Origin of the sequence: Caballeronia jiangsuensis (assembly GCF_046030135.1) — a bacterium.
GTDB classification, from domain to species: Bacteria; Pseudomonadota; Gammaproteobacteria; order Burkholderiales; family Burkholderiaceae; genus Caballeronia; species Caballeronia jiangsuensis.
Window position 1 is genome coordinate 33,535 of the sequence record NZ_JAQQDB010000016.1, and the last position, 22,431, is coordinate 55,965.

The 22,431-nt window shown below is 65.0% G+C and carries 17 protein-coding genes; 6 read left to right on the top strand and 11 right to left on the bottom strand.

Annotated features, from left to right (window positions below):
• Positions 1–48 precede the first annotated feature (48 nt).
• Entirely contained in the window at positions 49–942 is an 894-nt protein-coding gene (locus PQR08_RS18420) for a LysR family transcriptional regulator (RefSeq protein WP_238293213.1), read from the bottom strand.
• A gap of 103 nt (positions 943–1,045) precedes the next feature.
• Between PQR08_RS18420 and tam the strand changes: the two genes are divergently transcribed.
• Positions 1,046–1,825: a trans-aconitate 2-methyltransferase gene (gene tam, locus PQR08_RS18425; protein WP_250484909.1), complete on the top strand. Its 780-nt coding sequence runs from the start codon at positions 1,046–1,048 to the stop codon at positions 1,823–1,825.
• A 3-nt stretch (positions 1,826–1,828) separates the two neighbouring features.
• Here the strand turns inward: tam and PQR08_RS18430 are convergent, their stop codons facing one another.
• Positions 1,829–2,764, bottom strand: a complete 936-nt coding sequence (locus PQR08_RS18430) for a LysR family transcriptional regulator (RefSeq protein ID WP_238293217.1) — start codon at positions 2,762–2,764, stop codon at positions 1,829–1,831.
• Between the two features lie 158 nt (positions 2,765–2,922).
• Here PQR08_RS18430 and PQR08_RS18435 point away from each other — a divergent pair, with 158 nt between their 5' ends.
• The 3 genes from PQR08_RS18435 (at position 2,923) to PQR08_RS18445 (ending at position 8,477) form a co-directional block, all read left to right on the top strand.
• Positions 2,923–4,506: an aldehyde dehydrogenase (NADP(+)) gene (locus PQR08_RS18435; protein WP_187607945.1), complete on the top strand. Its 1,584-nt coding sequence runs from the start codon at positions 2,923–2,925 to the stop codon at positions 4,504–4,506.
• A gap of 684 nt (positions 4,507–5,190) precedes the next feature.
• Positions 5,191–7,152, top strand: a complete 1,962-nt coding sequence (locus PQR08_RS18440) for a zinc ribbon domain-containing protein (protein ID WP_250484985.1) — start codon at positions 5,191–5,193, stop codon at positions 7,150–7,152.
• A 185-nt stretch (positions 7,153–7,337) separates the two neighbouring features.
• Positions 7,338–8,477 carry a TAXI family TRAP transporter solute-binding subunit gene (locus tag PQR08_RS18445; protein WP_081818274.1) on the top strand — a complete coding sequence of 380 codons (1,140 nt, stop codon included), beginning with the start codon at positions 7,338–7,340 and terminating at the stop codon, positions 8,475–8,477.
• Positions 8,478–8,487: 10 nt separating this feature from the next.
• Here the strand turns inward: PQR08_RS18445 and pdxR are convergent, their stop codons facing one another.
• From pdxR to PQR08_RS18470, 5 genes are read right to left on the bottom strand one after another with little or no spacing between them, the layout of a single operon-like run.
• Entirely contained in the window at positions 8,488–9,939 is a 1,452-nt protein-coding gene (gene pdxR, locus PQR08_RS18450; protein WP_250484910.1) for a MocR-like pyridoxine biosynthesis transcription factor PdxR, read from the bottom strand.
• Positions 9,940–9,960: 21 nt separating this feature from the next.
• Complete coding sequence (locus PQR08_RS18455) at positions 9,961–10,326, bottom strand: type II toxin-antitoxin system VapC family toxin (protein ID WP_250484911.1); 366 nt, start codon at positions 10,324–10,326, stop codon at positions 9,961–9,963.
• Positions 10,320–10,538, bottom strand: coding sequence for a ribbon-helix-helix protein, CopG family (locus PQR08_RS18460; protein WP_187607949.1), 219 nt, complete (start codon positions 10,536–10,538; stop codon positions 10,320–10,322). The genes PQR08_RS18455 and PQR08_RS18460 overlap by 7 nt, the downstream gene beginning before the upstream one ends.
• 50 nt (positions 10,539–10,588) lie before the next feature.
• Positions 10,589–10,855 carry a helix-turn-helix domain-containing protein gene (locus PQR08_RS18465; RefSeq protein ID WP_250484912.1) on the bottom strand — a complete coding sequence of 89 codons (267 nt, stop codon included), beginning with the start codon at positions 10,853–10,855 and terminating at the stop codon, positions 10,589–10,591.
• Positions 10,852–12,303, bottom strand: a complete 1,452-nt coding sequence (locus PQR08_RS18470; protein ID WP_250484913.1) for an aminotransferase-like domain-containing protein — start codon at positions 12,301–12,303, stop codon at positions 10,852–10,854. Before PQR08_RS18470 ends, PQR08_RS18465 begins: the two co-directional genes overlap by 4 nt.
• Before the next feature lie 150 nt (positions 12,304–12,453).
• Between PQR08_RS18470 and PQR08_RS18475 the strand changes: the two genes are divergently transcribed.
• Both PQR08_RS18475 and PQR08_RS18480 read left to right on the top strand, forming a co-directional pair.
• Entirely contained in the window at positions 12,454–14,766 is a 2,313-nt protein-coding gene (locus PQR08_RS18475) for an FdhF/YdeP family oxidoreductase (protein WP_250484914.1), read from the top strand.
• Positions 14,756–15,046, top strand: a complete 291-nt coding sequence (locus PQR08_RS18480; RefSeq protein ID WP_250484917.1) for a hypothetical protein — start codon at positions 14,756–14,758, stop codon at positions 15,044–15,046. Before PQR08_RS18475 ends, PQR08_RS18480 begins: the two co-directional genes overlap by 11 nt.
• A gap of 181 nt (positions 15,047–15,227) precedes the next feature.
• Here the strand turns inward: PQR08_RS18480 and PQR08_RS18485 are convergent, their stop codons facing one another.
• The 4 genes from PQR08_RS18485 to PQR08_RS18500 form a co-directional block, all read right to left on the bottom strand.
• Entirely contained in the window at positions 15,228–17,966 is a 2,739-nt protein-coding gene (locus PQR08_RS18485; protein ID WP_250484921.1) for an MGH1-like glycoside hydrolase domain-containing protein, read from the bottom strand.
• 85 nt (positions 17,967–18,051) lie between these two features.
• Positions 18,052–19,974, bottom strand: a complete 1,923-nt coding sequence (locus PQR08_RS18490; protein WP_408162073.1) for an amylo-alpha-1,6-glucosidase — start codon at positions 19,972–19,974, stop codon at positions 18,052–18,054.
• Positions 19,971–20,450: a nuclear transport factor 2 family protein gene (locus PQR08_RS18495; protein ID WP_250484923.1), complete on the bottom strand. Its 480-nt coding sequence runs from the start codon at positions 20,448–20,450 to the stop codon at positions 19,971–19,973. The genes PQR08_RS18490 and PQR08_RS18495 overlap by 4 nt, the downstream gene beginning before the upstream one ends.
• Before the next feature lie 693 nt (positions 20,451–21,143).
• The gene (locus PQR08_RS18500; RefSeq protein ID WP_250484924.1) at positions 21,144–22,424 is read right to left on the bottom strand and encodes a DUF445 domain-containing protein; all 1,281 of its coding nucleotides are present in this window, start codon (positions 22,422–22,424) and stop codon (positions 21,144–21,146) included.
• Positions 22,425–22,431 lie beyond the last annotated feature (7 nt).

Here is a 22,431-nt window from a genome sequence, read left to right on the forward strand (position 1 = left end):
TCCGAGTTTTCCCTTCCACTTTGCGACGCACCGGATTCAGTGTTCCATTCAGATGCCGCCGGGCGGTTTCGCGAGCATGGCGTAGAGCGCCTGCGCCGCCGGCGACAACGACGCCGAGCGGCGCGTCACGAGCACGAGCGAACGCGTGACCGTCGGCTCGACGAGTTCGATCGCCCGCACCGTCGGGTACGCGTCCTTCTGAATCGCGAGCGCCGGCACCACCGCCGCGCCGACGCGCTGCGCGACGAGCCCGAGCGCCGTGGAGCTGCGCTGGACCTCGTAGAACGAATGCAGTTCGATGCCGCTGCCTTCCAGCGCGGCGTCGATCAATGCGCGGTTGCCGCTCACGTCGCCGGCGAGAATGAGCGGATAGTCCGCCAGCGCCCGCCACGCGATCCGCTTGCGCCGCGCGAGCGGATGATCGCGATGGCACACGACCACGTAGCTATCCTCGACGAGCGGCTCGGTGTGCAGCTCCGGATGATGCTCGCCCGCGATCTTGATGCCGAACTCCACTTCACGATGCAGCACCGCCTGCGCGACCGCCGACGACGCGTGATCCAGAATCCGGACGCGGTTATGCGGATAGCGCGCCGAATACGCCTGCAACACGCGCGGCAGATACTGCACGCCGACGGTCGGCACGCATGCGATCGACACATCGCCACGTTGCGCCATGCCCGTCTCCCGAATCTCCATCAGCGCGGCCGACAGTTCCGCGAGCAGACGCCGCGCTTGCGGCAGGAACGTGCGCCCCGTTTCCGTGAGATTCATCGAGCGCGTGGTGCGCTCGATGAGCGGCACGCCGAGAAAATCCTCGAGCTTCTGCAGACGCTGGGTGATCGCCGTCTGCGTGATATTGAGGCGCTCGGCCGCGCCCCTGAAGCTTCCCTGATCGGCGATGGCGACGAACGCCTGCACGCCCAACGTGTCGATTTTCATAAGAAAAACCAAATAATCCGCAGCATAAATTCATTTTACGCTGGGCGCGGGCGCGTTCAGAATCGCTGCTGTCCCCTGACATACACATCGAATGGAGCCCGACATGACGACATCATCGGCCGACTGGCAAGCCCGCCAGTACACACTCTTCGAAGCGGAGCGCACGCGTCCGGTGCGCGATCTGTTGAACGCGACACAAGCACAGACCGCGCGCACGGCGGTGGATCTCGGCTGCGGCCCCGGCAACTCGACCGAAACGCTGATCGGCTACGCGCCCGACGCGCGCATCATCGGCGTGGACAATTCGCAAGACATGATCGATTCAGCGAGGAAGCGCCTGCCGGACGTCGAATTCGAACTCGGCGATATTTCCGCGTGGCCGGGCGAAGGCCCGTTCGATCTGATCCTCGCGAACGCGTCGCTGCAGTGGGTGCCCGATCACGAGACGCTGTTTCCATCGCTCGTCGGCAAGCTGTCGAAGGGCGGCCGGCTCGCCGTGCAGATGCCGGACAATCTCGACGAGCCCGCGCACCGGCTGATGCGCGAAACCGCCGCCGACGGTCCGTGGCGCGACAAGCTCAAAGGCGTGGAACGCACCGAGCGCTACAGCGCCGACGCGTATTACTCGCTGCTCAAGCCGCATTGCGCGCGTGTCGACGTGTGGCGCACGACGTACCATCATCCGCTCGACGGCGGCGTCGATGCGGTCATCGAATGGTTCAAGGGAAGCGGGCTGCGGCCGTTCCTCGCGAAGCTCGACGAGCAGGAAACGACCGCTTTCCTCGAACGCTATCGCGCCGGGCTGCAAGCGGCCTACACGGTGCTCGGCGACGGCACGGTGCTGCTGCCCTTCCCGCGCATTTTCATCGTCGCGACGCGCTGAATCTCAATGCGGCCGGCTCTGTTCGCGCAGCATCTGCACGAACTGGCGCGCGGCCGGCGACAGCTCCCCGCCCTTGCGCGTGACGATGCCGTATGTCTGCGACTTCGATTTCATGCGCACCGGCAGGATGCGCAGCATGCCGTGACGCTCGAAAACCTTCGCGACGCTCGCCGGGAGGATCGACACGAGTTCCGGGCTCTCCTGCAGCAGCGTCACGGTCATGAGCGGCGAAGCGGTGGAAATCGGATTGGCCGGCATCGGCAGGCCGGCGAGATCGAGTTCGCGTTCGAGCAGCGCGCTCATCGGCATGTAGCTCGGATAGGTGACCCAGCGATAGCGCGCGAGGTCCGCGAAACCGACTTTCTGTTCGCCCGTGCGTTCGTGGCCGTGCCCGACGACGATGCAAAGCGGTTCGTCCGCGAGCGGCTGATAGTGATATTTCGACGGCTGATCCGACACGCTCGACCTGCCGATCACGAGATCGACGCGGCCGTCGTCGAGCATCGGCAACATGCGCGCGCTCGTATCCTCGACGATTTCGATGGCCAGATCCGGATGCCTGGCGTGCATTTCGTTGACGATCGGCGCGACGACGCCCGGCACCGCGCCCATGATCGTGCCGACCGTCAGGCGTCCGCCCGTGCCCGCGCGAATCTGTGCGACTTCCTGGCACAGCGCGTTCAGATCGGCGGCCAGCACGCGCGCATAACGCACCACGCAGCGGCCGAACGGATTCGGAATCAGCCCGCTCTTCGCGCGCTCGAATAGTGGCGCTTCCAGCATCGATTCGAGTTCGGCGAGTGCCTTGCTCGCGGCGGATTGCGTCATCGCCATCGCGCTCGACGCCTTGTGCAGCGATTTGTGGTCGTCCAGCGCGATCAGCAACTGCAACTGCTTCATGCGCAGCCGCGACATCAATACTTCCAGCGTATTCTTCATCCGTCGGCCTGCGGGAAAGCGTGGGGTGATTCCAAAAAGCGATCAAGCGATGGAAAGGTTTCACTATACAGGTGCACGCGCGAAGCCGTATAGTCGGGCATGAGACAGTCATCGTACAACTGACTGCCACGAATCACTCCAAGCAAGGACGAGACAACATGCAACTCACTGGCAACCTGCTGATCGGTCAGGAATCGGTCTTCGGCTCGAACGGCTCGATCAAGGCCGTCAACGCATCGACGGGCGCGGCCATCGAACCGGCTTTCGGCGGCGCGACGCTGGCCGATCTCGACCGCGCGTGCGCCCTCGCGTGGACCGCGTTCGACGTCTATCGCGAAACCGCGCCCGAAGCGCGCGCGAAGTTTCTCGACACGATCGCGCAAAATATCCTCGATATCGGGGACGATCTGATCGAGCGCTGCATGATCGAAAGCGGCCTGCCGCGCGCGCGCCTCGAAGGCGAGCGCGGCCGCACGGTCGGCCAGTTGCGCATGTTCGCCGACGTCGTTCGCAACGGCGACTTCCTCGGCGTGCGCATCGATCCGGCGCAGCCCGAGCGCAAGCCGCTGCCGCGCGTCGATCTGCGCCTGCGCCACATCGGCGTCGGCCCGGTCGCCGTGTTCGGCGCGAGCAACTTCCCGCTCGCATTCTCGGTCGCCGGCGGCGACACGGCTTCGGCGCTCGCAGCCGGCTGCCCGGTCATCGTCAAAGCGCACTCGGCGCATCCGGGCACGGCGGAGCTGGTCGGCCGCGCGGTGCAGAAGGCGGTGAAGGACTGCGGCATGCCCGAAGGAACGTTCTCGCTGCTGTTCGACAGCGGCCGTGACGTCGGTCAGGGTCTCGTCAAGGACAATCGCATCAAGGCAGCGGGCTTCACCGGCTCGCGCGGCGGCGGCACGGCGCTGATGAAACTCGCGGCGGCACGCACCGAGCCGATTCCCGTCTACGCGGAAATGAGCAGCATCAACCCGGTTCTGCTGTTCCCGGCGGCGCTCGCGAACCGCGGCGAAGCCATCGCCAAGGCGTTCGTGGGCTCGCTCGTGCTCGGCGCGGGCCAGTTCTGCACGAACCCGGGTCTGGTGCTCGCCGTCGACGGTCCCGATCTCGACAAGTTCATCGCGGCGGCATCGGCGGCGCTGTCGGAAACCGCCGCGCAGACGATGCTCACGCCGGGCATCTGCAAGACGTATCAGGGCGCCGTCGAGCGTGCCGGCGAGCATGCCGGCGTGACGACCGCCGCACGCGGCGTTGAGGCGAAGGGCGAGAATCAGGGCCGCTCGGCCTTGTTCGTCACCACCGCCGACGCGTTCCGCAAGAGCCACGAACTGCAGGAAGAAATTTTCGGCGCGTCGTCGCTCGTCGTGCGTTGCCCGGATCTCGCGACCATGCTGGATCTGGTCGAGTCGCTGGAAGGCCAGTTGACCTCGGCGCTGCACATCGACGAAGCGGATTACGCCGATGCCAAACGCGTCCTGCCCGCGCTCGAACGCCGCACGGGCCGTCTGCTGGTGAACGGCTTCGGCACGGGCGTGGAAGTCGGCCACGCGATGGTCCACGGCGGCCCGTTCCCGTCGACGGCGGATGGCCGCTCGACCTCGGTCGGCAGCCTCGCGATCAACCGCTTCCTGCGTCCGGTGAGCTATCAGGATCTGCCTGACGCGCTCCTGCCCGACGCATTGAAGACGGACAATCCGCTCGGCCTGAACCGCCGTATCGACGGCAAGCTGCAACTGGCCGAATAAGGCTTCCGCTTACGGTCGGACTGACGAGGGCCGCGGCGCGAATTTCGCGTCGCGGCCCTCGCCATTTGCGGACGCCATCGGCATTTCGGGCGATGCTTCGGATGCCTGATCAATCTTCAACCGACATCCGGCGATCCGGCCAATCCGTGTTTACGCGTCCGCCGTGGGCGCGAAACAACGCTTTGCCGGGCGTGCGAATCGCTTTGGCATCAGTGGGTTATCCGGCGATCGCGCGCCCTTGTCGTTTAACGGCTAAGGATTGGCGGTTCAAAACCGCCGGCGCGATCCCAAAATGTCAGAAATTATCGTGAGCGAGAGAAGCGAGGCGCGCGGCGTACCGATTCGAAGTCGTACGCGCGTCGATCCGACGCTTTCACATCGACATCAGGGCCAATGTGCGGAACTCCGGTCCGTACGCCATCAGCCACACGACGCGCGGCGCAATGGTGTAGTCGCTTAAGTTTCGCGGCCCGGAAATAGGTGCGAAAGGCAATTGACGTCCGATAGTGGTTGAACCATAGTCGGAATGTCGTTTCCCGCCGGCGCGCATGGCGCGCGGGGAGAGAATACGAAGGATTGCTGTTGCGGGACTGCGTTCCTGCGTACAGGCGCGACGACCCGGCGCGCATTGGCGGCCACGCGATTTTGGCAACCTCACGCACATGTCCTTCGAGGGGCTCCAGCATGACCACGCGTCTGACGTTTCCCGCATCCATGTTCTCCGTCGTCTGCCAGCGGTGCGGCAGCACGGTGCGCAAAAACGCCGACAGTTGCCCCAATTGCGGCGCCGATCGCAACGCCGCGTTCGGCCAGCAGCGCGAAGCCGCATCGGGCAAGCCGCGCACAAACGTTTTCGAAGAAGCGGGCGCGCCGCTCGCATCGGCGGCGGCTTCGGCATCGACTTCTTCCGCCGCGCTCGGCACGGACGGCGCCGAGCGCGTCGAGCCGGGCATGCGCTCGCGCTGGACCGAGCGCGCGAGCGAGCGCATCGCGCAGAAAGCGGCGGAATATCGCGCGCGCCGCGCCGAAGAATCCGCGCGTAACGCCTATGCCGAATCCGGCAATGATCCCGACGCGCTGCCCGGCTCGGAGCGCTGGAACACGAAGAAGACGGTCATCGCGGGCGCTTGCGGGCTCGTGCTGCTGCTCGGCGCGATGTTCTATTACCAGCTCGGCGATTCCGATGGCGGTGGCGGCACGCCTTCCGCCGATCACAGCGTCTCGGGCGCCATCGATTCCAAGGTCGGTTCGCTCATGCGCGGCGCAACGACGGACGCTCCGGCCGTCGCCGAACGTCGCGTCCCGGCGGACACGCGCGTGCCCGGCGGCGATACGCTGCAAGGCGTGCGCACCGCGCTGGATCAGCACGACCTCGCCACCGCCCGCGCGCGGCTCAGAGTCCTTCCGGCGCAGCAGCAGGCGCGCGCGGACTACGAAAGCCTGAAAGACGAACTGCTCAAGCGCGAATCGCAACGCGACGCCGCGCTGCAACTCGCGCGCGCCTGCGAGCGGACTTCCGCATGGGCCTGCGTGCAGCAGAATGCGGGCGAGGCGCTCGCGCTCGACGGCAGCAACATGGAATCCCAGACCATGCTCGAACGCGTGGTCTCGCATGCGGGCTGGCTCGCGCCGACGGCAGCGGCGGCGCTCGCCAAGAAGGTTCCGGGCACGGCGCCTCCGACGGCTGCGCCCAATCCGCCCGATGCGACGAACACGGCAGCCGCCACGCAGCCGAAACCGGCCGCCGCGATGCCCGCGCCGCTTCCCGCGCAGGCAAACGTTGCAGCGGTCGCGCCGGCTACGAAGCCGAACACCATCGCGCAGAAACCCGCCGCCGACCGGCGTGTTGCGCAACGCAGCGCCGCCGCGCGCCACGCCGAGGACGACGCCGCGTACGAAGCGCGTGAGGAGAAAATCGCGCGTGCCCAGGCGGCGACCGCCGCGATCACCGCGACGACCGTCGCACCGCCCGCCGCGCCCGCCGCGCCCGCCGTCGCCACGACGATGACGAAGCCCGCGCCCGCCGCACCAGCGCCCACGCAGGCCACGGCGGCCGCGCCTTCGCAGCCGGCGGCGAAAGCGGCTCCCGCGCCCGTCACGCAGACGGCGCGCACGCCCTACTATCTCGGCGACGAAGACCCGCAGCCTTCCGCGGCGGCCAACAACAACACGCGTCCCGCCAATCCGCGCGCGCCCTATTATCTCGGCGACGAGCCGCCGCAGCAGGCCGCTCGCCCGGCGAATCCGCGCGGCGCGTATTACCTCGGCGAAGATCCCCCGCAACCGTCGGCGCCGGCCACGCCAGCCACGCGGGCCGCCGTGCCGCGTCCGCCGCAACCCGGCAACCAGAGCAGCGCGCTGCCGCCATCCACGGCTACGACGCAGGCCGCCGTGCCGCGCCCGCCCGCGGCGCAACCTGTCGCGCAGACTGCCGCCGCGCAGCGTGTCGCGCCGGTCGTGAGTCAGCCCGTCGCGCAGACGAACGCACCGGCGCGAAGCACGCAGGCGAGCGCCGGCGCGTCGCCCCAGTTCGCCAATATGCCGGCGGGTTCACACCTGGACTCCGACAAGTCCGAGGAGCTCGAACGCGCCATCAAGCAATACGGCTGGAGCGGCGGCGATCCGGCTTCGAAGCCGTCGCGCTGAGCAGAAAAGCAAAAGCAGAAGAACACACCGAGACAACAACGACGCACGGCAAGCACGCGCCACGCGCCTTCGCGTTGAGCCGCATGTGAGTGACCGGGCATGAGCGAATTGCGCGCTTTGCGGACTCTTTTCCGCGTCGCGCGAGTTTCAAAAGTACCCGTCCAACTCCGATTAAAGGGTCAATCATGTTCACCACAAAAAGCATGCGCAACGCCGCACGGGGTGCGCTGGCGCTCCTTGCCATCGCCGGGCTGATCGGCGCGGGGTCGAGCTTCGCCGCCGATCCGATCCCCTACAAGATCACGACGGGGCAGGAACGGGGCACGTATATCCAGATCGGCCAGGACTTGTCGAAGTACGTAGCCGAACCGGCGGGCATCGAGCTGGAAGTGCTGCCGTCGAAGGGATCGGCGGAAAACGTGCAACGCATGCGCTACGAGCCCGGCGTGAAGTTCGCGCTGGTGCAGTCGGACGTGTATCAGGCGTACATGGACATGGCGACCTCGGGCAACGCGGACGCGGGCAAGATCATCAAGCCGTTGCGGCTCATCATGCCGCTTTACGACGAGGAAATTTACTTCGTCACGCGCGCCGACTCGCCGATGAAGTTCATCCACGAGATCAAGGGCAAGAACATCAGCGTGGGGCCGATCGGCAGCGGCACGGCGCAATCGGCGGAGACGCTGTATCGGCTGATGTTCGGCGAGCCGATCGCCGAGGCGAACGAGCAGCATCTGAACAACGAGGATTCGCTCGCGCGGCTGATCGTCGGCAAGATCGATGTGGCGGTGATCGTCGCGGGCCAGCCGGCGAAGCTGTTTCAGGACATGAATCCCGAACTGCTGAAGCAGATCAAGCTGCTGCGCCTCGATTCCAGCGCGCAGGAAACCGCGCGCGCGAAGCAGACCTACTTCCCGGCGACGATTCGCACGTCGAGCTATCCGAACTGGATTCAGGAAGACACGCCGACGCTCACCGTGAAGGCGTTCCTCGTGACCTACGACTACGGTTTGCGCGGCACGGTCGGCGCGCTGTCGAAATTCGCGGATTCGCTGTGCACGAACTTCGACACGCTGCAGGCCAACGGCCATCCGAAGTGGAAACAGGTGCACCTCGAACTGCCGCCGCTCACGCGTGGCTGGAAGTACTATCCGCCGATGGAAAAGCACCTGCGCGCGTGCATCGCGCAACGCACGGCGGCGGCCGAGCAGTCGCAGACTCCGGCGCGCAAGGTCGCGGCGCGCGACGCGGATGCGGCCGCGCAGAAGCCCAAGAAGGCGAGTTGCACCGCGCAGGAAAAGCTCTTGCTGCTGTGCGATCAGTGATGCCGCGAAGCTAGCGGGCGAGCGTCGGCATGAGCGCGGCGAGCCGCTTCATGCCGCGTTCGATCGCCGCGGCGCTCGTTCCGCCATAGCCGAACAGCACGCCTTGCTGCGCCGGCTCGCCCGCGTAGAACGCGCGGATTCCGTACAGTCCGACCGATACCGCGCGCGCCGCCGCGACCACGTCGTTCTCGTGCAATGACCCGGCAAGCCGCGCGACGAGATGGATGCCCGCCGTCGATGGCAACGGCTCGAACCAAGGCGCGAGCTCGCCTCTCAGACGCTCGATCAGAATCGCGCGGCGTTCCGCATAAGCCTTGTGCATGCGGCGCAGATGCTTTGCGTATTCGCCGTCGAGCATGAACGCGCCGAGCGCCGTTTGCGTCAGCATGCAACTGTGCCAGTCGCAGGTCTGCTTCGCGTTCCAGATCGGCTCCGACAAGGTCGCGGGCGGCACGACGTAGCCGAGCCGCAAATCGGGAAAAAGCGTCTTCGAAAATGTGCCGACATACGCGACGAGCCCCGCGCGATCCAGACTCTTCAGCGATTCCACCGACCTGCCTTCGAAGCGGAATTCGCCGTCGTAATCATCCTCGACGATGACCGCGCCGCGCTTCGCGGCCCATTCGAGCAATTCGATGCGCCTCTCTAGGCTCATCGGCATGCCGAGCGGAAACTGGTGCGACGGCGTCACGTAGACGAGGCGGGTGTTGCGCGGCAGCTTTTGCACGACGATGCCTTCGCCATCGACCGGCACATGCGCGATGCGTGCGCCGAGCGCCGCGAACAGTGCGCGGGCGGGCGGATAGCCCGGTTCCTCGATCGCGACGACATCGCCCGGCTGGATCGTGACGCGCGCGAGCAGATCGAGCGCCTGCTGCGCGCCCTGCGTCACGATCACGTCCTGCCAGTTGCACACGACCGCGCGGCTGAACCCGAGATAGCGCGCGATGCCGAGCCGCAATTCCTGCTCGCCGCCCGGATCGCGATAGCCCGCGAAGCCGTCGGTCGCGCGCGCCTGCGTGCGCAATGCCTGATTGAGACAGCGCCGCCACGCATCGTAGGGAAAGAGCGTCTTGTCGGTCACGCCGCCCTTGAAATCGCAGTCGAGCGTTTCGTGGGCGGGCGGCATCGGCATCGCCATGCGCTCGGGCATCTTGCGCCAGATGCCGGTCGCGCGGGCGCGGGCCGAGACGGGTTCGGCCTGCGCCGACGGGAGCCGCGTGAGGCCTTCGGCGACGAACGTGCCGTCGCCCGCGCGCGTATGCAGATAGCCTTCGGCGATGAGCCGCTCGAAGACGTCGAGCGTGGTCTTGCGCGAGACCCCGAGCTGCGCGGCGAGATCGCGCGTGGACGGCAGCCGCGCGTTCGCGGCAAGCCGGCCTTCGACGATGCCCGCGCGCAACTGGCCGTAGATCTGGCCGGTGAGATCGCGACGGCCGTGCAGTGTGATGTGGATGTCCAAGGGCGGTAGCGACCGGCGCGACTACAGTTGATAGGGCATCCGCACGCCTGGATCGTCGGGCGGGAAGTCCTTCGAGTTTCGTGAAACCAGAAGCGCATTCACCGATTGCGCCGACGCCCACACGATTGCGTCCGGCAGCTTGATGCGCGACTTCTTGCGAATCCCGATGGCGAGGTTGGCGACGGCAGTATCGAGCGGCACGAGATCGAAGGTCGCGAGCCACGCTCGAAGCGACGATTCGTTGTCCGGCGTGGCGCCCACGAGGACCTCCATCAACGTGATGATGCTGATCGAACGCTCTTCATAACGCTCGATCTCGGTCCTTGCGGCAGCGATACCCAGCAGGTAATCAATCAGGATGTTCGTGTCGAAAAGCGCTCTTACCATTCTTCGCGCAGCTCCCGCTGATACTGCAATCCATCGATCTTTCGCTCTTCCCACAGGCCAAACACGTCGACGGCAGGACGGCGCTTCTTGCTGGCGACATAAGCGCTGATCGCGTCCCGGATGATGGCGGCGCGCGGGCGTTGCTGCGCTTCGCCGATCGCCGCAAGCTCGTCTATCTGCTCGTCAGGCAGGTCGATCAAAATCCGTCCCATCTTGTCCTCGCTATACGATATACATATCGTATATCAGTCTAGTTCATTTTTCAGCTTTCCGTGTCCCCGAAGACCGATTGACACAAATTCACGCCCTCCTCCGTCAACCACGCGCTGCCCGTCCCCTCCTCGCTCATCTGCATCGCGACCAGCCCGCCGTCCGTAAGCCCGGTCAATTGCCGCCTCAATGCGCTCATCGGCAAACCGGCCTGTTTGGCGAGCCTGGCGAGCGACCACGCGCGCCCCGGCGTTTCCGTCCGCGCGCGCCACAACTGCGCCAGCACGGCGACGAGCGCCGGATCGATGTCATCGCTCATGCGCGTTCTCCCATGTTCGTGTCCTTGCCCGCACGCGCGCCGATCTCCCCGACGAGTTCGCCGAGCCGCTGCAACGCGGCCTCGCTCTGCGCGGTCCACGGATAACTGTAGTTGAGCCGGATGAAGTGGCTGAAGGCATTGCGCGTCGAGAACATATAACCCGGCCCGACCGTGATGCCGCAGTCGAGCGCCGCGCGATACAGCCGCATCGAATCGACGCGCTCCGGCAATTCGACCCACAACACATAGCCGCCCTGCGGCGCGGAAGTCCGCGTGCCCGGCGGAAAGAAGCGCTCGACCATCGCGCTCATGATGCGCGACTGCTGCCGATACAGCCTGCGCACGCGCCGCAGATGCCGGTCGTAGCCGTCCTGCCGCAAATAATCCGCGATCGCCACCTGCGGCACGGAGGGCGTCGTCAGCGTGTTGAGGAACTTGAGTTTCTCGACCTGTGCGCGATACCGCCCCGGCATCGCCCAGCCGATCCGATACGACGCCGTCAGGCTCTTAGAAAACGACGCGCAATGCAGCACGAGTCCCTTCGTGTCGAAGTTCTTGAGCGTCGACGGGCGTGCATCGCCGTAATAGAGCTCGTGATAGACATCGTTTTCGATGACCGGAATCTCGTGTTCCGACAGCAGATCGACCAGTTGGCGCTTCCGCTCGTCGGGCATCTGGAAGCCGAGCGGATTCTGGAAGTTGGGCATCACCATGCACGCGGCGACCTTCCCGCGCGCGATGATCTGCGACAGCGCCTCGATGTCGATGCCCTCGGCCGGATGCGTCGGCACTTCGATCGCGCGCATGCCGAGACGCTCGATCGCGTGCAGCATCGCGTAGTAAGTCGGCGATTCGACCGCCACCGTGTCGCCCGGCTTCGCGACGGCCTGCAGGCTCAGGTTGATCGCCTCCGTCGCGCCGACGGTGATGACAATCTCGTCCGGATCGACCGGCACGCCGTTTTCCGCATAACGCCGCGCGATCTGGCGGATCAGTTCCGGATTGCCCGGCGGCAGATCGTCGATGAGATTCCAGCTCGCATGCCGTCGCGCAATCGCGTTCGCGTACTGGTTGATGCGTCGCCACGGAAACGGCCCGGGATCGGGATACGGCGAGCCGAACGGCACGGCGTCGTGCGCGCCGATGCTGCGCAGGGTCGAGAGCACGAGCCGGCTGACATCGACTTCCGACGCCGTCGCGATCACGCGCTTCGGCCGACTCTGCGCCGCGCCCGCCTGCGGCTTCGCGCGCACGAAATAGCCGGACTGCGGACGCGTCTCCAGAATGCCGCGGCTTTCCAGGATCGCGTAGGCGTGCAGCACGGTCTTGATGCTCACGCCATGCTGCTGGCTCGCCTGCCGCACGGACGCGATCTTTTCACCCGGCGCGAACACGCCGCGGCGCACGGATTCCTCGATTTCATCGGCGAGCTTTTCGTAGAGCTTCAACGCGCTGGCTCCCTTTCGTTTCGACGTGATCGCAGTCTATGTCAAAACGTCGCAACTGTACTCCTCCGATTTCATATTTTCTGTGCGCCGCGTTCGATTCGGGACACAGTAATCTTGGTCCCATCGCATGCTTTATCGAAGACGAACGCCATGAAGAAGCCGGAACCACGCATCGAACCGTACACGCACCCCGCCGCGGGCTGGGGCGCGCTGAAGCAGGTCGCCATCAATCTCGTCAAGGAGAAGGTGGCGGGCGGGAATTACCGGACGCTCTTCAAGCAGAATCAGCCCGACGGCTTCGACTGCCCCGGCTGTGCGTGGCCGGACCGCGAGCACGGCTCGACCTTCGAATTCTGCGAGAACGGCGTCAAGGCCGTCGCCGCCGAAGCGACCAGCAAGCGCGTGACGCCGGCGTTCTTCGAAGAGCACACCGTCTCCTCGCTGATGGCGCAAACCGACTACGAACTGGAGCAGCACGGCCGGCTCACGGACCCGCTCGTCTACGATGCGAAGCGCGATCGATACGTGCCGATCGAATGGGACGACGCGTTCGAACTGATCGCCTCGCATCTGAAAACGCTCGACGATCCGGACCGCGCCGCCTTCTACACCTCAGGCCGCGCGAGCAATGAAGCCGCGTTTCTGTATCAACTGTTCGTGCGCATGTACGGCACCAACAATTTCCCCGATTGCTCGAACATGTGCCACGAAGCGACGAGCCGCGGCTTGCCGCATACCGTAGGCATCGGCAAGGGCACGGTCACGCTCGACGACTTCGAGCACGCCGACACGCTCCTGCTCTTCGGCCAGAATCCGGCGACGAATCATCCGCGCATGCTCGGCGAGTTGCGCGACTGCGCGAAACGCGGCGCGACCATCGTGTCGATCAACCCGCTGAAGGAGCGCGGCCTCGAACGCTTCGCAAGCCCGCAGCACACGCTCGACATGCTTTCGCCGAAGGGCGTGAAGATCAGCTCGGTGTTCATTCGCCCGAAAGTCGGCGGCGACTTCGCGCTCATCAAGGGCGTCGCGAAACGCGTGATCGAGCTGGACGACGAAGCTCACGCGAAAAGCGGCGAGCGCGTGCTCGATGTCGATTTCATCGCGCAGCACACGGTCGGCTTCGACGCTTTCGCCGACGACCTGCGCGCCGAAAGCTGGGACGCGATCATCGCAGAATCCGGCGTGGAGATGGACGACGTGCTCAAACTCGCCGATATCTACGCGAAAGGCCGCGCCGTCATCTCGACGTGGGGCATGGGCCTCACGCAGCACAAGAACTCCGTGCCGACGATTCAACTGCTCTCGAACCTGATGATGATGCGCGGCAATATCGGCCGGCGCGGCGCGGGGCTGTGCCCGGTGCGCGGCCATTCGAACGTGCAGGGCGATCGCACCGTGGGCATCGAGGAGAAGCCGACGCAGGAATTTCTCGACCGGCTCGGCGCCGCCTATGATTTCGAGCCGCCGCGCGAGCACGGCTACGATGTCGTCGAAACCATTCACGCGATGCTCGAAGGCAAGGTGAAGGTGTTCATCGGACTGGGCGGGAATTTCTCCATCGCGACGCCCGACACGCCGCGCACCTGGGAAGCGATGCGCTCGTGCGATCTCACCGTGCACATCACGACCAAGCTCAACCGCAGCCATCTCGTGCACGGCCGCGACGCGCTCATTCTACCTACGCTCGGCCGCACCGAAATCGATCTTCAGAACGGCGTGCCGCAAGGCGTGAGCGTCGAGGATTCGATGAGCATGGTGCACATCTCGTACGGCATGAACAAGCCGGCTTCGCAGAATCTGCTGTCCGAAGTGGCGATCGTCGCGCGCATGGCGCATGCGACGCTCGGTTCATCGAAGATCGACTGGCGGGCGCATGCCGGCGACTATGCATTGATCCGCGACGGCATCGAGAAAGTGCTCGACGGCTTCGAACGCTACAACGAACGTCTGAAGCAGCCCGGCGGCTTTCATCTGGGCGTGGCCTCGCGGGACCGCGTGTGGAAGACGCCGAGTGGCAAGGCGCAGTTCATCGTGCACGAGATCGCGTTCGATACGCCGATTCACCGTGCGCGCGCGCTTTATGGCGAGCGCCTGATGACGCTCATGACGACACGCTCGCACGATCAGTACAACACGACGATCTACGGCCTCGACGACCGGTATCGCGGCGTGTACGGCCAACGGCACGTGCTGTTCGCCAACCGCGACGATATCGATATGCTCGGCTTCGAGCCGGGCGAGCTTGTGGATATCACGAGCGTGTGGGACGACGGCGTGGAGCGTCGTGTGAACGGCTTCAAGCTCGTTGAATACGACATTCCGCGCGGCTGCCTCGGTGCGTATTATCCGGAGACCAACCCGCTCGTGCCGTTGTCATCGGTTGCGGATGGCGCCGGTACGCCGACGTCGAAGTCCATTCCCGTGTTGTTGACGTCGTCCAGTCAGGCCATTGCTGCCTGAAGCTGCTCGCCGCCGACATGTTGCAAAGCGCGTAGAGACGCGCCTTCTCTCGCTGACGGATGCGGCGTTCGAGCGCGGCTGCGCCGCTGAACCGGCGATCGATGAAACCGCCCAGCATGGCGAGGATCGCGACCCACGCGATCCATCCGGCGGCGAAGCTGTCGAATTTGTCGCTGAACCATGCGCCGCCCAGCATGGCGGCGGCGAACACCAGCATGACCAGGGTGAGCGGCGGACAATACTCGTGTTCGACATGGGTGTTGCGGCTTCCCATGCCTAACTGATAGCCGCTCAGCGAATACGCCCCGAGGGAGTGATTCATTCTGTCCTCCGAACTGTCATCGATCTGTAAGTGCACAAATCTACGCAGTCGAGGAGAGGGGCAACACCAGATTATTCCGAATATCGGTTTCGGCGTTCTACGATTGACTTTCCCGAGAACGCCGAAACCGGGCGGCGCGCTACTTCGCCCCGGCGAACTCCTGAATATCGGCATCGGCTTCGCCCGCGAGCGGCACGACGCCGGACGGTCCCGTCGCGTGCGGCTGCAACAGCAGCGCGACCAGTCCGCTCCAGCCCGTCTGATGCGATGCGCCCACGCCGCGCCCATTGTCGCCGTGGAAATACTCGTGAAACAGAACGAGATCGCGTGAGCGCGGATCGGCCTGAAGCAGCGGATACGCGGCCATCACCGGACGTTCGCCGTTCTTGTCGAGCAGAAAGAGCGTCGTCACGCGGCGCGCGAGTTCATCGGCGATCTGCGCGAGCGAGAACTTCTGCCCCGAGCCCGTCGGATACTCGACGCGGAAATCGTCGCCGTAATAGCGATGAAACTCGTGGATCGATTCGATCAGCAGATAGTTCACCGGCATCCACACCGGTCCGCGCCAGTTCGAATTGCCGCCGAACACGCGCGAGTCCGATTCCGCCGGCAGATAGCGGATGCTGAAGCTTTCGCTGTTGTGATAGAAGACGAACGGGTTGTCGAGATGCACGCGTGACAGCGCGCGCACGCCGTGATCGGAGAGAAATTCGGTTTCGTCGAGCATGCGCCGGAGCAATGCCTTCATGCGATGCCCGCGCAGCAGCGACAGCAGCACGCTGTTGCCCTGCCCCGCGACGTTCCAGCGCGACACGAGCCGCGCGAGGTCGGTGCGATGCTCCAGGAACCAGTGCAGGCGCTCGCGCAACTCCGGCAGCGAGCGATACACCTTCGGTTCCAGCACGTGCACGGCGAAGAGCGGGATCAGTCCGACGATCGAGCGGATGCGCATCGGCACGTTCGAGCCGTCCGGCAAGCGCAGCTTGTCGTAGAAGAACTCGTCCTCGCTGTCCCAGAGACCGGTGTCGCAATTGTCCTCGCAGCTCACTGCCTCCGCGATATACAGGAAGTGCTCGAAGAACTTCACGGCGATATCGACGAACACCTTGTTCGCATACGCGAGCTCCAGCGCGATGCGCATCAGGTCGAGCGCATACGCGGCCATCCACGCGGTGCCGTCGGCCTGATCGATGTGGCCGCCCGTCGGCAGCGGCGACGAGCGATCGAAGATGCCCACGTTGTCCAGCCCGAGAAAGCCGCCCTGGAAGACGTTCTTGCCGTCGGCGTCCTTGCGGTTGACCCACCACGAGAAGTTCAGCAGCAGCTTGTGGAACACGAGTTCCAGGAAGTCGCGGTCGCCCTGTCCGGTGATCGCGCGGTCGATCTCGTAGACGCGCCACGTCGCCCAGGCATGCACGGGCGGATTCGCATCGCTGAAAGCCCATTCGTAGGCGGGCAACTGGCCGTTCGGATGCTGATAGCGGTCCTTCACGAGCAGGAGCAACTGGCGTTTCGCGAATTCCGGATCGATCAGCGCGAACGCGGCGGCATGAAACGCGAGATCCCACGACGCGTACCACGGGTACTCCCACTTGTCCGGCATCGACACGATGTCCGCGTTGCACAGATGCCGCCAGTCGACGTTGCGCCCCGCGCGCCGCTCCTTCGGCGGGTTCGGCTGGAGCGGATCGCCATCGAGCCAGCGCTGCACGTCGAACTGGTAGTACTGCTTCGACCACAGCATGCCCGCGAGCGCCTGGCGCTGCACGAGCCGCTGATCGGCATCGGCGATGTCGTGTTGCAGCGCGCCGTAGAACTCGTCCGCTTCCGCGATGCGGCGCTCGAAAAGCCCGTCGACGTCGAGCGGCACGGCGTCCGGCGCGGACTCGGGCCGCCAGCGCATGTACACCACGGCCTTGCCGTGCGGCTCCAGTTTCAGATGCGCGTGCGCCGCGGCGCGCGTGCCCTCGTCGCGGCGGATCGCGTTTTCGTCGCCTTGCAGGATGTAGTCGTTGAAGCCGTCCTTGAACGGTCCCGCGCCTTCCATGTGAAAGAGACGCCTGACATTGGTCTCGTTTTCGCAGAAGAGCCATTCGATGCCGCCGGCATCCGCCGACCATGCGGTGACGACCATCGGCTCGTGATTGCCCTGTTGCGCGAGCACGTAGGTACCCTCGCCCTGCACCGTCTCCACTTTCAGAGACGGCTTCACCGGCGCCGGCTTCCACGACCACGTATTGCGCGCCCAGATCTGCGGCAGCACGTCGAGCGTGGCCCACACGCCGCCGCGATTCTCGATCGTCACGCGCATCACGATGTCGTCGGCGGTGTGCTTCGCGTATTCCACCTGCACGTCGAAGTAACGCTCGTCATCGAACACGCCGGTGTCGAGCACTTCGTATTCGGGCGTGTCGGCGCCGCGCCGCGCGTTTTCATCGACGAGATCGGCGTACGGAAACGCCGCATGCGGATACTTGTAAAGCATGCGCATGTAGGAATGCGTCGGCGTGCCGTCGATGTAGAAGTACAGTTCCTTCACGTCCTCGCCGTGATTGCCCTCCTGGTTCGTCAGACCGAAGAGCCGCTCCTTGATGATCGGATCGCAGCCGTTCCAGAGCGCGAGCGAGACGCACCAGTTGAGCTTGTCGTCGCCGAAACCGGCGAGACCGTCCTCGCCCCAGCGATACGTGCGGCTGCGCGCATGATCGTGCGGAAAGTACTCCCACGCGGTGCCGAACTCGCTGTAGTCCTCGCGCACCGTGCCCCACTGGCGCTCGCTCAGATACGGCCCCCAGCGTTGCCAGCGCGAGCAATCCTTCGAATGGAGCCTGGAGCCCTCGACGGTATCGAGCTGGTTGACGGGGCGCGATTTCGGCATGGGGCTCTCCTCGTTGGCGGCGTGCAAAGCCGCGGGCAAGACACGTAATTTAGCGCGTTTCGATGGCAGCACGCGCGCCGTGCGCCTATGGTGCGCCGAGCAGTTTTTCGATACGCAGGAGTTCCGCGAGCGACCACGCCTGGAACGGCGTGCCGCCGGGCGCGTGAGGCGCGTCGCCATCGGCGACTTCGCTGATGTGATCGAGGCCGTAATGGTCCAGATGCGCGTAAAGCGGCGCGAAAAAGCGCTCGCGCGCGCCCGCCGCGCCGTGCACGCGCACCCACGCTTCCACGAACGGACCGATCAGCCACGGCCACACCGTACCCTGGTGATACGCGCCGTCGCGCTCCAGCACACCGCCCGCATAGAGCGCCTTGTAGGCCGGATCGGACGGCGCGAGCGTGCGCAGGCCGAGCGGCGTGAGAAGCTCCGTCTCGACTTGCGCGACGACCGCGCGGGCGATATCGCCATCGACAAGCGCAAACGGCAGCCCGCCGACCGCGAAAATCTGATTCGGGCGAATCGAGCGATCGACCTTGCCGGGCTCGTGATCGGCGTCGACGACATCGAAGAGCGTATGCGAATCGGGATCGACGAAACGCGCGGTGAACGACAGCAGCGCCTGATCTCGCAGCGCCTGCCAGTGCGGATTCCACGCGCTGGCGATCGAGAGCGCGTTGATCCACAGCGCCTGCACCTCGACCGGCTTGCCGATGCGCGGCGTCACGACCCAGTCGCCCGCCTTCGCGTCCATCCACGTGAGTTGCACGCCGGGCGTGCCCGCGCGCAGCAGGCCGTCGGTATCGGCGGCGATGTTGAAGCGCGTGCCGGACGAATAGCCCTGAAGGATCGCATCGGCGGCGCTTTGCAGGCGGCTCGTCGTGGCGGCGTGGGCGTAGCCGGTCGCCAGAAAGTCGTGCACGGCGACGACGAACCACAGCGATGCATCGACCGAGTTGTACTCCGGCAAACCGCCGCTGTCCGGGAAGCGGTTCGGCACCATGCCTTCGGAGATCGTGTCGGCCCATTCGAGCAGGATCGATTCCGCTTCCTGATGCCGGCCGGATGCGAGCAGGAGGCCGCGCATCGAGATGAAGGTGTCGCGGCCCCAGTCGGTGAACCATGGAAAGCCCGCGATGATCGTGCGCCCGACGTTGCGATTCACGACATACGCATCGGCCGAGCGTGCGAGCCGCGAGCCGAGCGCCGCACGGCGCGCCATTTCGCGCGATGCCAGACGCGACGCATGCGCGAGTGCGCTGTCTTCGAACGGCTTGTCGTGGCCCATGTGTGCGTGCAGGATCATCACGGCTTCGCTGCGCGTGAAATCGAAGGAGAAGGTGAACACGCCGGGCGTGGCGAGGTCTTCGGTGAAATCGAGTCCGCGCTCTCGCTCGCGCGCATAGCAGAAATTGCGATACCAGTCGGGCGCGTGCTCGTAGGCGCCGTTCGACGTTGCGCAGATCGCGGGCAGATCGCCATACGGTTGCCATTGCACGCGCTCGCCTTCGAGCGTGGCGTCGAATGACAGCGCCGGGTTCTCGTGATGCAGCGCGTGATAATCGCGGCCGGAGAGAAGCGGACGCACTTCGAGTTTCGCCGCTATCGATGCACCTTCGAGACGCCAGCGCAGCACGGTTTCGCGGCTTTCCTTCGCGACGAACACTTCCGCGACGATGATCGTGTCGTTGCCGATCGCGTATCGCCATGTCGGCCAGGGTTCGGTATCGAAGGACGACAGGCTCGCGGATGCGTCGGGATAGAGCACATCGGGCGCGTAGCGTTGCATCGTCAGCGGGAAGCGTTTGCCGTCCAGTTCGAGCCATGCTTCGATGCCGTTGACGAGCACGACGCGGCCCGCGGGCGGCTGCGTCGCGGCGAGCAGCAGCGCGTGATAGCGCCGCGTGCGCATCGTGCCGACGGTGCCGGATGCAAAGCCGCCGTTGGCATCGGCTTCGAGCCATTCGTCTTCGAGATTGCTTGCGTCGGGGCGGTCGATCCGGGTCATGACGTCGCTGCCTTTTGACGATAGTCCCTGAGCGCCTTGCGCGCCTTCCCCTGGATCGCGCGCTGCATCTGCGGCGTCCAGCCGAATAGCCAGCCGCTTACGCCGAGCGCCTGACGGCTCCAGCGCCAGAGATCGAAGACATCGGTTTGTTCGACGATGAAGCCGTCGCGGATCGCGAAGCGCGAGTCGATTTCGTTGACGACGCTGTGGCCCGTCGCCGAATACGTGTAGCGCGCGATGGCTTTCGCGCTCGCCGTCTGGCCGGTCGATGCGATGTTGTCGTAGGTGAGCGTGAAGTCGGCGGCGCGGCCGAGGAGCATGCGCCACATGTCGCCGGCTTCTCTGCCCCGCAGCACGCCGAAGGCGGGGTCCTGGAACTGGATGTCGGGGGCGTAGCAGGCGGACATCGCTTCGGCATCGCGGTTCTGGAACGCTGTGTAGAAGCGTTCGATCAGGTCGGTGTTGGCGTTGGGCATTGGTTTTTTTGCGCTTTCGCTCGGCGGTGGGGGGTTGCTTGTTTGTCCTCTTTGCGCTTGGTCGTGGAATCCTGGTTTCGTGGTGGTCTATTGGCACTGCCCCTCCCCGGGGCGGGGGTTACTTTCTTTGCTGCTGCAAAGAAAGTAACCAAAGAAAGCAGCTTCTCACCGCCCGCGGTCACACGCAGTTTGGCCATGCTTGCCAGCCGCCAGTGGCACTCGCCTAAGTGTCGCCCACAAAGGCCCAATCGGGCTTGGCTCGCGCACGATCTGCCGAACTAGTTCTTTAAATTTTTGGGTTCAGCAATCATACATCCGGCACAGCGCTACGCGCTGCCGTGGGGTATGCGAGGGAAACCATCGAAAGAGGACGAACGCACGCGCGGACCCGATTGACCCGTCGGCCGCGAAGCGGGCCGGAGCCATTTTGGTGCTGAACCAATAACGCAAGCGATGCGATGCGGCAGACCGTGCGCGAGCCAAGCCCGATTGGGCCTTCGAGGGCGACACTTAGGCGAGTGCCACCGCGGGCTGGCAAGCATGGCCAAACTGCGTGTGACCGCGGGCTTAAACGAGCTGCTTTCTTTGGTTACTTTCTTTGCAGCAGCAAAGAAAGTGACTGCCGCCCCGCACAGGGGCAGTGCTAATAGACCACCGCGAATACGGGATCCAGCGACACAAAAGACAACCCCCTCACCCCACCCAAACCATCACGGCGTGAATCAAAATCCCCACCGCTCCCCCCACCAGCGTCCCATTCACCCGAATAAACTGCAAATCCCGCCCGATATTAAGCTCGACATCCCTCACAAGAGTCGCGTCATCCCACTGCTTGACCGTCGCGGCAATATGCTTCGCGATCCCATCCCGCAACTCCGGCGCCAGCGCCTTCAACGCATCGCGCATATGTTCGTTGATCGAATCGCGCAACGCCGGATCACTGCCGAGCGCTTCGGCGAAACCGCCCGCCATCGCCACGACCTTCGCGTGCAGCGCCGAATTCGGCCGCTTGATATCCGCATCGAGCCACGCGATGAACTCGTCCCACAGCCCGTTCACATAACCGCGCAGCTCAGGCCGCTCGAGCCATTCACGCTTGTGCTCGTCGATGCGCGCCTTGAACGACGGATCCGTCTTCAGCCGCCCGACGAATCGCTCCACGGCCGCATCGAAAGCCTTGCGGCGCTCGTGCTCCGGATCGCTGCTCACGTCGTGAAGCCATTGATTCGCGCCGCGCACCAGACCCGCCGCGAACTTGTTGCCGAGGTCCTCGGCGTTCAGTCCGACGAAACCCAGCATGCCGATGAGCTTCGGATACTCCTCGCCCGCCACTGCGACGATGCGCGTCGCCAGCATCTCCTGCACCTCGGGCTTGTCGAGCCACGCGGCCATCTGCTTCAGACCTTCATCGAGCAACAGTTGATGCCGGCGGTCGGACGTCAGCGTCGATAGCACGCTGCCCGCCGCGCTCGCGAGATCGAATGAATCCGCGCGACGGCGCAGCGTGTCGTAGAGCATCGTCTTGACGCGTTCATCGTCGACGAAAGACAGCAACTGGCCGACCGCCGTCACCGCCTTCCTGCCGAGCAGCTCCGAATTCTTCGGCTCCGCGAGCCACGTTGAAAGACGGCTCGCCGGATCGAACGCGTTCACGCGCGCGACGAGCGCATCGGTGCCGAGAAAACGGTCCCGCACGAATACGGCCAGGTTGTCCGCGACGCGCGCCTTGTTCGCCGGCAGAATCGCCGTGTGCGGAATCGGCACGCCGAGCGGATGGCGAAACAACGCAACGACCGCGAACCAGTCCGCGAGCGCGCCGACCATCGCGGCTTCCGCGAACGACGATACCCATGCCCATACGCCCGCATCGTGCTGGCTTTTCGCGAGCGCGAACAGGCAACCCGCCGCGACGAGCAACGCGGCGGCGAACCATTTCATTCTTTTGAGCGCGACGGCTTTGTCCTGCGTTTCCATCTATGTC

Excerpts from the sequence above, each read along its gene's own strand:
- PQR08_RS18475 (WP_250484914.1), top strand. The coding sequence starts at position 12,454 with ATGAAGAAGCCGGAACCACGCATCGAACCGTACACGCACCCCGCCGCG.
- PQR08_RS18490 (WP_408162073.1), bottom strand. The coding sequence starts at position 19,974 with ATGACCCGGATCGACCGCCCCGACGCAAGCAATCTCGAAGACGAATGG.
- PQR08_RS18420 (WP_238293213.1), bottom strand. The coding sequence starts at position 942 with ATGAAAATCGACACGTTGGGCGTGCAGGCGTTCGTCGCCATCGCCGAT.
- PQR08_RS18435 (WP_187607945.1), top strand. The coding sequence starts at position 2,923 with ATGCAACTCACTGGCAACCTGCTGATCGGTCAGGAATCGGTCTTCGGC.
- PQR08_RS18460 (WP_187607949.1), bottom strand. The coding sequence starts at position 10,538 with ATGGGACGGATTTTGATCGACCTGCCTGACGAGCAGATAGACGAGCTT.
- PQR08_RS18485 (WP_250484921.1), bottom strand. The coding sequence starts at position 17,966 with ATGCCGAAATCGCGCCCCGTCAACCAGCTCGATACCGTCGAGGGCTCC.
- PQR08_RS18495 (WP_250484923.1), bottom strand. The coding sequence starts at position 20,450 with ATGCCCAACGCCAACACCGACCTGATCGAACGCTTCTACACAGCGTTC.
- PQR08_RS18455 (WP_250484911.1), bottom strand. The coding sequence starts at position 10,326 with ATGGTAAGAGCGCTTTTCGACACGAACATCCTGATTGATTACCTGCTG.
- PQR08_RS18500 (WP_250484924.1), bottom strand. The coding sequence starts at position 22,424 with ATGGAAACGCAGGACAAAGCCGTCGCGCTCAAAAGAATGAAATGGTTC.
- PQR08_RS18445 (WP_081818274.1), top strand. The coding sequence starts at position 7,338 with ATGTTCACCACAAAAAGCATGCGCAACGCCGCACGGGGTGCGCTGGCG.
- PQR08_RS18440 (WP_250484985.1), top strand. The coding sequence starts at position 5,191 with ATGACCACGCGTCTGACGTTTCCCGCATCCATGTTCTCCGTCGTCTGC.
- PQR08_RS18465 (WP_250484912.1), bottom strand. The coding sequence starts at position 10,855 with ATGAGCGATGACATCGATCCGGCGCTCGTCGCCGTGCTGGCGCAGTTG.
- tam (WP_250484909.1), top strand. The coding sequence starts at position 1,046 with ATGACGACATCATCGGCCGACTGGCAAGCCCGCCAGTACACACTCTTC.
- PQR08_RS18430 (WP_238293217.1), bottom strand. The coding sequence starts at position 2,764 with ATGAAGAATACGCTGGAAGTATTGATGTCGCGGCTGCGCATGAAGCAG.